7 protein-coding genes are annotated in these 10,141 nt (G+C 69.9%); all 7 read left to right on the top strand.

The genetic code is table 11. From position 1 onward, the window contains the following. Positions 1-7: 7 nt before the first annotated feature. Genes ACSP50_RS15080 through ACSP50_RS15110 form a run of 7 tightly spaced genes read left to right on the top strand, consistent with a single transcriptional unit; the run spans position 8 to position 10,087 of the window. Complete coding sequence (locus ACSP50_RS15080) at positions 8-925, top strand: hypothetical protein (protein ID WP_014690077.1); 918 nt, start codon at positions 8-10, stop codon at positions 923-925. After that, the gene (locus tag ACSP50_RS15085; protein ID WP_014690078.1) at positions 900-2,282 is read left to right on the top strand and encodes an O-antigen ligase; all 1,383 of its coding nucleotides are present in this window, start codon (positions 900-902) and stop codon (positions 2,280-2,282) included. Before ACSP50_RS15080 ends, ACSP50_RS15085 begins: the two co-directional genes overlap by 26 nt. Beyond that, the gene (locus ACSP50_RS15090; protein WP_014690079.1) at positions 2,279-3,772 is read left to right on the top strand and encodes an oligosaccharide flippase family protein; all 1,494 of its coding nucleotides are present in this window, start codon (positions 2,279-2,281) and stop codon (positions 3,770-3,772) included. The genes ACSP50_RS15085 and ACSP50_RS15090 overlap by 4 nt, the downstream gene beginning before the upstream one ends. A 12-nt stretch (positions 3,773-3,784) precedes the next feature. After that, positions 3,785-4,585 (top strand): glycosyltransferase family A protein, encoded by an 801-nt coding sequence (locus ACSP50_RS15095; RefSeq protein ID WP_014690080.1) that lies wholly within the window; start codon positions 3,785-3,787, stop codon positions 4,583-4,585. Next, the gene (locus tag ACSP50_RS15100; RefSeq protein WP_014690081.1) at positions 4,582-5,772 is read left to right on the top strand and encodes a hypothetical protein; all 1,191 of its coding nucleotides are present in this window, start codon (positions 4,582-4,584) and stop codon (positions 5,770-5,772) included. Before ACSP50_RS15095 ends, ACSP50_RS15100 begins: the two co-directional genes overlap by 4 nt. Positions 5,773-5,798: 26 nt before the next feature. Beyond that, positions 5,799-8,993, top strand: a complete 3,195-nt coding sequence (locus tag ACSP50_RS15105) for a DUF4082 domain-containing protein (RefSeq protein WP_172898756.1) — start codon at positions 5,799-5,801, stop codon at positions 8,991-8,993. 59 nt (positions 8,994-9,052) lie between these two features. Beyond that, a complete protein-coding gene (locus ACSP50_RS15110; protein ID WP_043511471.1) occupies positions 9,053-10,087 on the top strand; it encodes a glycosyltransferase family 2 protein in 1,035 nt (344 codons plus the stop codon). Positions 10,088-10,141: the final 54 nt, after the last annotated feature.

Raw genomic sequence — 10,141 nt, forward strand, 5'->3', positions numbered from 1 at the left:
GGCGTCCGTGGACCTCGGCGAGATCTTGCGCGTCCTGCGCAACCGCTGGCTCATCGTCGTGCCCATGCTGGTGCTGGCGGTGGGTCTGGGCATCACCACGTACCTCATGGTGCCGACCACCTACTCCACCTACACCATGGTCAGCCTGCTCAGCGCCCCGGCGGCGACCAAGGCGGCCACCGAGGGCCAGGACAACCCGTTCCTGAACTTCAACGGCTCGCTCGTGGCCACCGCCGACTTCCTCGGCCGCCGGCTGCAGTCCACCGACACGCAGCTGGAGCTCAGGGCCGACGGAATCACCGAGAAGTACGTGGTGGCCCTCGCCGAGAACGCCCAGGGCCCGTTCCTCACCATCACCCTGACCGGCGACGACCAGGAGCACCTGCTCGCCTCGGCGACCCGGCTCGCCCAGTACGCCGACAAGACGCTCACCGAGATCCAGCAGCAGAACAACGTCGCGGAGAAGGACCGGATCAAGCTGACCCAGGTCATCCCGCCGCAGAAGCCTCAGGTGGAGACGAAGGCGAAGCTCAAGCTGGTGATCGTCGCCGGCGGCGGCACCGCGGCACTCGGGTTCGTCGCGGCCTTCGCGGTGGAGAGCATCAGCCGGGCCCGGCGCCGCAAGGCCGCGCTGGCCGCGAGCGAGGCGGCCGAGCCCCCGGTCAGCACCGCCAGGCCGGCCGCCGGTTCCGCGGTCGCCTCCCCGGACATCGAGGGCACCGTGGTGCTGCAGCTCCCGCCGAAGAACGAGCCCCGGATGGGCGTCGCCGGCTCCTCCGCCGCGGCCTCGGTGGACGTGGAGAAGACCCAGCGCATCCAGGTGCCGCCGCCGCGGCAGGGCGGCGGGCTCGCCACGACGTACCAGTCGAACGGCAACGCCGTGGACCGTAGGGGTAAAGATGCCAACCGGGTCAACGGCAGCTGAGGCTCGCCGCACCACGCGCGAGCCGCACGCGGCCACCGTCACCGACCGCCGCCCGGGTCGCCTGTACCGCTCCCAGCAGCGCCTGCGCACCCTCGGCCCGGATTCCCTGCTCGCCACCTACATCGTCCTGCTGCTGGTCGTCCCGGCCCGGCTGGTGGTGGCCAGCATCGGCGCTACCGGCACGGTCGCCAACCTGTTCCTGCTGGTCTCGCTGCTGTGGTACGCGATCAGCTGGTTGATGCGCCGGGTCACCCCGGCGCCGTTCACCCGGGTGCCCCGGCTCGCACTGCTCTTCTACGTCGTCGCGATCCTGCTGGCGTACGTGGCGGTCGGCCGCCGCGACGCCGACGCCGCCGAGTACAGCGCCGCCGACCGGGCCCTGCTGCAGCTGCTGATCTGGCTCCCGCTGATCCTGCTGACCACCTCGCTCACCGAGTACCGGCAGATCGAGCGGCTGCTCAAGCTGTTCGTCCGGCTGTGCACCTGGGTCGCGGTGCTGGCGATGGCCGAGTTCGTGCTCAAGCAGAGCCTGACCGCCTGGATCGTGATCCCCGGCCTGTCCTCCAACGCCGCCTCCGAGTTGGTCGCCCGCGGTGACTTCGTGCGGCCCACGGCCACCGCGTCGAACACCCTGGAGCTGGCCGCCACCCTGTGCATCGCCCTGCCGTTCGCGATCCAGCAGGCGCTGTACGACACCGACGGCCGCAAGCCGTGGAAACGCTGGGCGCCGGTCTTCGTGATCGCGCTGGCCTCGGTGATGACCGTGTCGCGCACCTCGGTGATCGGCCTGGTGCTGGTCTTCCTGGTGCTGGTGGTCACCTGGCCGGCCGGCCGGGTCGGCAAGGCGCTGCTGCTGATGATCCCGGCCCTGGGCGCCACCCGGATCCTCGTCCCGGGTCTGGTCGGCACGCTGATCGGCCTGTTCAGCGCGATGTTCAACGGTGGCGACAACAGCACCAACTCGCGGACCGCGACCAGCGCCGACGTGGGCGAGTTCATGAAGGGGCACACCTGGTTCGGGCGCGGCCCCGGCACCTTCCTGCCCGACCTGTACCGCTTCACCGACAATCAGTACCTGCTGGCCCTGCTGGAGATCGGCGTGGTCGGCCTGCTGGCGATCGTCGGGCTCTACGTGGCGACCATCCATTGTGGCGGCGCCGGTCGCCGCCGTTTCACCGACCCGGCACGCCGGGAGACCGGTCAGGCGTTTGTGGCCGTCGGGTTCGTGATGCTCGTCGTAACGGTCACTTTCGACACCCTGAGCTTCCCGATCGTGGCCGGATCCACTTTCCTGATGTTGGGCCTGTCCGGTGCGTACCTGAGCGTGGCCCGCCGCGAAGGAGACTCTCCACAGTGACGGATCTGAACGGCCGGGTGGCCACCGCCGCCCGCTGGAGTCTGGTCAACACCATCGTCCGCCGGGTCGGCACGTTCGCCTCCGGTGTGGTGCTGGCGCGCCTCTACTTCGGACCCTACGAGTGGGGTCTGTACGCGGTCGGCCTGCTCGTGCTGGCGATGCTGCTGTCGCTCAACGAGATGGGTGTGAGCCTGGCGCTCGTCCGGTGGGAGGGCGACATCCGCCGCTTCGCTCCCACCGTGCTCACACTGTCCACATTGTCCAGTTCCGCCTTCTACGTGGTGTTGTGGTTCGCCGCACCGGCCCTGGCCCGCGCGCTCGGCTCGCCGGACGCCACCACGATGCTCCGCGTGCTCTGCGTCAGCGTGATCATCGACGGTATCGCGTGCGTCCCGCTGGGTCAGCTCAACCGCGAGTTCCGCCAGTTCGGCCGCACCGTCGTCGACATCCTCAACTTCGTGGTCAACACGGTCGCCACGATCGCCTTCGCGGCGGCCGGCGTCGGCGCGATGAGCTTCGCCTGGGGCTCGCTGATCGGCAACCTGGTCGCCCTGGCCGGCTTCGGCCTCTGCGCCCCGGGCATGCTCCGCTTCGGCTGGAACACCGAACAGGCCAAACGACTGCTGCGGTACGGGTTCCCGCTGGCCGCCGCGAGCCTGCTCACCCTGGGCATCGTCAACGTCGACTCGGTGGTGGTCGGCTCGGTGCTCGGCCCCGCCGCGCTCGGCATCTACGCGATGGCGTTCAACATGTCCAGCTGGCCGGTCCGGATGGTGTCGGAGACCGCCCGCCGGGTGTCGTTCGCCGGCTTCTCCCGATTGGCCGACAGCTCGCCGGACGAGTTCGCGACCGGCTTCGTCCGCGCCTTCACCCTGGTGATCGCGGCCGCGGTGCCGATCTGCGTGGTCCTCGGCGTGCTCGCCGGGCCGATCATCACGTTCGTCTACGGCGACCAGTGGGCGGCCGCCGCCCTGCCCCTGCAGTTCCTGGTCGCGCTCGGGCTGCTGCGCACCGCGGTCGAGCTGGCCTACGACTGCCTGGCCACCCGGGTGCGCAAGACCCTGATGGTGATGCAGGCCTGGTGGCTGTTCTCGCTGATCCCGCTGCTGCTGATCGGCGCGCACCTGTGGGGCGTGCGCGGCGTCGCGGCCGGCCACGTGGTGGTCGCCGGCCTGCTGGTCAGCCCGGTCTTCGTGGTGGTGCTCGGCCGGCTCGGCATCCCGGCCGGCCGGGTCCTGATCGCCTGCGTGCGGCCCGCCCTGGGCGGCCTGGCGATGGGGGTGGTGGCCTGGCTCGCGCACCGCTGGCTGGGCGGCGGCTTCCTCGGCCTGGCGGTGGCCGGGGTCGCCTCGCTCGCCACGTACCTCCCGTTCGTCCTCCCGCTCATCAACCGCCTGCGGGCCGAGCCGTCGTCCCCTTCCGCGCCCTCGTCGCCGGCCGAGCCCGATCCCGTCGTCCCGGCCGCCGATCCCGTCGCCGACCCCGTCTAGGAGACCGCCGACATGCCCTCGCTGAAGAAGCGGCTGCGCGACCGGTACGGCTGGTTGCCGCTCGAAGAGCTGCGCAACAAGGTCGTGCTCGGGCACACCGCGGTCGGCCTGGCCCGCTTCGAGCGCGCCGAGGTCCGTCGCCTGCTGCCGACCCTGCCCGGCGGGGTCCGGCCGCGGGCCCGGGTCGCCGTCATCGTGCTCACCTACCAGCGCGCCGACGGCCTGGCCCGCGCCGTCGAGTCGGTCCTCGCCCAGACCATGAAGGACCTGGTCCTGATCGTGGTCGACGACGCCGGCGGGCAGGTGCCGGATCTCCCGCCCGACCCGCGGCTGCACACCGTCGCGCTGCGGCACAACATCAACGTGCCCGGGGTGGGTCGCAACGTCGGTATCGGGCTGACCGATTCCGACCACGTCGCCTTCCTCGATGACGACAACACCTGGGACGAGCACCACCTGGAGACGGCCCTCGCGCGGCTGGACGGGCCGGCGGCGCCGAACCGCCCGGACGCGGTCTACACCGCCATGCGGCGGATCATGCCCGACGGGACGGTGCGCGACGTGCTGTCCGTCCCGTTCGACCGGCGGCTCGCCTGGGAGCGGTGCTACCTGGACAACAACCCGCTCGTGCTGCGGCGCCTGCCCGCCACCCGCTTCAGCCGGCTGCGCCGCACCACCTCGGTCGCGCCGAAGGAGGACTGGGAGCTGGTCTACCGGTTCAGCCGCCGGCACCGTGTCGAGCACATCCCGGAGCCGACCGTGAACTACACCATCAACCCGGACAGCTACTGGACCCCGTGGGAGTTGCCGTGACACCCCGACGCCGTAGGTTGCTGCTCGCCGGCGCGCTCGCCGTCCTGCTGGGCGCGGCCGCCGTGGTCTTCGCCGTGCTGCGCGACACCGGCGCAAGGAGCCCTGCCGAGGCGGGCGCCACCACCGGGGCGGTCGCCGGCATCACCCCGCCGCCCGGGGCGACCGGTGTGGATCCCTCGGCGTCCGCGTCGGGACCGGCCAAGGAGCCCACCGGCGTACCGTCGCAGTCGGCGAAACCCCTGCCGGTGACCGCGACCGGCGGCGGCCGGTACCCGGCGCGGTTCTCCGTCGGGGCGCCCGGGGTGAAGCCCTACCGGCAGTCCGACGCGTCCCTGCCCGTTCCGGCCGGCTACAAGGTGCTGCAGGCCAGCAACGCCGAGAGCAAAGAGTGGGACCTGTACGACTGCAAGAACACGGTCAACATCGACCACAAGTACATCAAGGGCTTCATCTACGTCGGGACCAGCTGCCACGGCACGGTGAACATCACCAACACGATCATCGCCCCGCCGCCCGGCTCGCAGAACCGCGCGGTCCTGGTCAACGCCGACGGCTCCGGCCAGCTGCACCTCAACCTCACGAACGTCACCATCCGCCCGGAACCGGTCGGACTCGGTGAGAAGAGCACCCCGCTCAACGATCACGCCATCAACGACTGTGTCACCTGCACGATCACGCTGAACCGGGTCGACGTCGCGAACACCGGGGGGATGTGTCTCTGCGGCGCCCGCACCACCATCCGGAACAGCTGGCTGCACGACAACTACATCGCCAACCTCACCGATCCGGGACAGGCGCACACCGGGGGAGTGTTCCCGTACGGCGGCACCGGCCCGGTCACCATCGAGAACAGCCGGCTGGAGCCGGGGATCGACGCGCACACCGGCAAAGAGGTGAAGAACTACTGGAAGGCGATCACCGCCGTCCTGTTCACCCAGAGCGTCGACGGATCGGTGCTGCGCAACTACACGGTCCGCAACAGCTTCATCTCGCTCGGGGCCTACGGGCTCTACGCGCAGACCGGCGCGGACATCAGGATCACGGACAACGTCTTCGGCCCCACGCACTGGGATGCCGCGGGCGGATGCGACAAGAACTGCTCGGTGACCTTCGGCGAGTGGTCGAACAACGTGGTGGGAACGATCGACGGGGTGCCCACGAAGAAACAGGTTCCACAACCCAAATGATCTCCTTAGGCCGGAAGAAGCTCGAAGTGATAAAAAGGCTCGTCTCAGGAGCGTTGTCGGCGCTGGTCGCCGGTGCCGTCGTCCTGCCACCGGCTGCGGTGCTCGCGGCCGACGACCCGTGCGGGGTCAACTCCAACCCGATCGTCTGCGAGAACTCCAAGCCGGGCACCCCGCTCGAGGACTGGTACGGCGACGCCTCCTGGGGCGACATCGGCGGCTTCACCACCAAGGTGAGCGTGCAGCCCGGTGAGACCCTGCAGATGAAGGTGAACTCGCCGGACTCGACGTTCACGGTGACCATCTACCGGCTGGGCTACTACAAGGGCGACGGCGCCCGCCGGATGCCGACCTCGCCGACCACCACGTTCCCGCTGAAGAATCAGGGCGGCTGCGACAGCGACGCGACCGGCCTGGTCGACTGCGGGAAGTGGACGGTCAACGCCACCTGGGCGGTGCCCTCCGACGCGGTCTCCGGCGTCTACCTGGCGGTCTTCGACCAGGGTGACGGCAACGGCTACATGCCGTACCCGTTCGTCGTCGCCAACGACAACAGCCACTCCGACATCGTGGTGCAGACCTCCGACGAGACCTGGCAGGCCTACAACAAGTTCGGCGGCCAGAACCTCTACGAGGGCGGCGGGCCCGCCCCGGACGGCCGCGCCTACAAGGTCAGCTACAACCGGCCGATGCGGATCGCCGGCGACAACGGCGTGCTGGCCAGCGAGTACCCGATGATCTCCTGGCTGGAGCGCAACGGCTACGACGTCAGCTACGCCTCCAACCTCGACGTCTCCACCAAGCCGGCGCTGCTGCCCAAGCACAAGGTCTACCTGTCGTCCGGCCACGACGAGTACTGGGACCAGGGCATCTGGAACAACGTCAAGGCGGCCCGCGCGGCCGGCGTGAACCTGGCCTTCTTCAGCGGCAACGAGGCGTTCTGGCGGACCCGCTGGGAGCCGTCGATCAGCGCCGGCGGCGGTGACCACCGCACCCTGGTCAGCTACAAGACGACCAAGACGAAGCAGACCCCGGTCAACGGCGTTCCCGACCCCAGTGGGCAGTGGACCGGCACCTGGATGGACCCGTCCGGTGCCGGCACCGGCGGCAACGCGCCGCAGAACCAGATCACCGGCACGCTGTTCTCTGTCAACGGCTACCGCAACGACGCGATGACGGTCACCTCCGACTTCAAGAAGTTGCGACTCTGGCGGGACACCAGGATCCCGACCCTGAACGACGGCGAGAAGGTGACCTTCCCGGTCGGCACGCTCGGCTACGAGTGGGACTCCGACGTCGACAATGCGGTCCGGCCACCGGGCGCGATCCGGTTCTCGGCCACCACGCTGCAGATCACCGACGGCACCATGCTGCTCGACGAGGGCAACAACTACGGCAACGGCGTCGCCACGCACAGTGTCGTGATGTACCGCGACGCCACCTCCGGCGCGCTGGTCTTCGGCGCCGGCACGGTGCAGTGGTCGTGGGGCCTGAGCACCCAGCACACCGGCCCGGCCACCGTCGAGGACATCCGGATGCAGCAGGCCACCGCGAACGTGCTGGCCGACATGAACGCCTTCCCGAAGTCGTTCCAGACGAACCTGGTCTACCCGAGCAAGACCTCCGACACGGTCGGTCCGGCGGTCACCGTCACCGCCCCGGTGGGCGGCACCACGGTGCCGAAGCTGTCGCCGATCACCATCACCGGCACCGCGGCCGACACCGGCGGCCAGCTCGGCCGGGTCGAGGTCTCCACCGACGGCGGCACCACCTGGAACGCCACCGTCGGGCTGGCGAACTGGACGTACACCTGGACGCCGGTCACCGAGGGTGCCGCCACGATCAAGGTGCGCGGCATCGACGACAGCCTGAACTTCGGCACCACCAGGACGGTCAACGTGACCGTCGGGCCGCAGCAGTGCCCGTGCACCACCTACACGCCGAGCACCGTCCCGGCCAACGTCGACTCGTTCGACGGCTCGGCCAACGAACTGGGCGCCAAGTTCCAGGTCGCGGTGCCCGCCTCGGTCACCGGGGTGAAGTTCTACAAGGCGAGCACCAACACCGGCACGCACGTCGGCAAGCTGTACACGCTGGCCGGCAAGCTGCTCGCGTCCGGGACGTTCACCGGGGAGACCGCCAGTGGCTGGCAGACCCTGACGTTCAGCAAGTCGGTGTCGATCGCGGCGAACACCACGTACGTGGTGTCGTACTACACGCCGACCGGGCACTACTCGTACACCAGCGGATACTTCAGCACCAAGGGCGCCGGTGACGGCATCGTCAAGCAGCTGCAGTCCGGGGTGGCCGGGGCCAACGGGGTCTACAGATACGGCACCGACGGCGGCTTCCCGAACCTCAGCTGGGGCGACACCAACTACTGGGTGGACGCCGTGGTGGAGACCAGCGCGGCGACCACCACCCCGCCGAAGGTGACGGTCAAGTCGCCGGCCGACGGTGACGTGGGCGTGGCCCGCAACGCCGTGGTCACCGCGACCTTCGACCACGACATCGACCCGGCGACCATCGCGTTCACGCTCACCGCGGGCGGGGTGAACGTGCCGGCCAAGGTGGCCTACGACGACACCACCCGCAGGGCCACCCTGCAGCCGGACAGCGCGCTCGCCGCGAGCACCGCGTTCACCGCGTCGGTGAAGGCCACCGATCTGTGGGGCAACGCGATGACCGGGGCGACCACCTGGTCGTTCACCACCGGCACCGGGGTGTCCTGCCCGTGCACCGTGTTCAGCCCGTCGTCCACGCCCGACGTGGAGAGCGCCGGCGAGGCCGCCTCACTGGAACTCGGCATGCGGTTCACCTCGGCGATCGACGGCTACGTGACCGGCGTCAAGTTCTACAAGGGCGACCGGAACACCGGCACGCACACCGGGACGCTGTGGAGTGCCACCGGGCAGCAGCTGGCCACCGGCACGTTCACCACCGAGAGCGGCAGCGGGTGGCAGACGCTGAAGTTCGCCACCCCGGTCGCGATCGACGCCGGGACGCCGTACGTGGTCTCGTACCACACCACGGTCGGGTTCTACTCGTACAGCAGCGGGTTCTTCAGCGCCGACCACACGTCGTACCCGCTGACCGGGGTCGCCGACGCGGCCACCGGGCACAACGGGCTGTTCATCCAGAGCGCCGGTACGGCGTTCCCGACCTCGACGTGGAACGCGAACAACTACTGGGTCGACGCGATCTTCAGCACCACCGCGCAGTGATTCTCCGGGCCCGGCACCGTGCGGTGCCGGGCCCCTTTCTTTGACCTCTGGGGGAGAAGTTGAGTTCGGTCAGCGTCGTGATCCCGTGCTACAAGTACGGCGATTACCTGCGGGCATGCGTCGACAGCGTGCTCGACAACCCGGGCCTCGACATCCGGGTGCTGATCATCGATGACGCGTCCCCGGACGACTCGGCATCGAAGGCCCACGCGATCGCCGCGGCCGACCCGCGCGTCCAGGTCCGGGTACACACCGAGAACAAGCGACACATCGCCACCTACAACGAGGGCCTGCTCGACTGGGCCGACGGCGACTACGTCACGCTGCTCTCGGCCGACGACATGCTCACCCCGGGCGCCCTGAACCGTGCCGTCGCGCTGCTGGACGCGAACCCGAACGTCGGCTTCGCCTACGGCCACCCGGTCCACTTCCAGCACCCCGGCCCGCCCCCGCCGGCCAACCGGGGCACCGGCGGCACCGTCGTCTACCCCGGCCACTGGTGGCTGGAACGCCGATTCCGCGAAGGCACCGGCTGCATCACCTCACCCGAGGTGGTGGTCCGCACCGACCTGCAGCGCAAGGTCGGCGGCTACGACCCCCAGCTCCCGCACGCCGCCGACATCGAGATGTGGATGCGCCTCGCGTCGCACGCCGACGTCGGCTACGTCAAGGCGGACCAGGCCTACTACCGCCTGCACGCGAAGAACATGCACGCCGACGCGGGCGCGATCGACGACCTGCGGGAGCGCAAGATCGCTTACGAGTCGGTCCTTCGCAAATGCGGTGACCTGCTGCCCCAGCGGGACGAGCTGGACGCCATGGTCCACGCCCGGCTGGCCCGCTTCGCCCTGCGCCGGGCCTTCCGCGCCTACGACCGGGGCCGCACCGCGCAGACCCCGGAGGACGAACTGGTCGCCTTCGCCGCCGAGGTCTGGCCCGACTACCGCAGACTTCCCGAATACCGCGCGCTGGCCCTGCGCCGCCGGGTCGGCGCCAAGACGATGCCGTACCTGCAGCCCCTGGTGCTCTCCGCGGTGGGCGCCAAGGCCCAGGAGTGGCTCTGGTGGCAATCCTGGCGCCGCCGCGGAATCTAGGCGCCGTCGTCGCGGACGCCGGACCCGACCGGCCGGCGGATGCCGGCCGGTCGG

The organism is Actinoplanes sp. SE50/110, from assembly GCF_900119315.1.
Taxonomy (GTDB): domain Bacteria; phylum Actinomycetota; class Actinomycetes; order Mycobacteriales; family Micromonosporaceae; genus Actinoplanes.

Coding starts and splice junctions, on each gene's coding strand:
- ACSP50_RS15085 (WP_014690078.1), top strand. CDS start 900: ATGCCAACCGGGTCAACGGCAGCTGAGGCTCGCCGCACCACGCGCGAG.
- ACSP50_RS15095 (WP_014690080.1), top strand. CDS start 3,785: ATGCCCTCGCTGAAGAAGCGGCTGCGCGACCGGTACGGCTGGTTGCCG.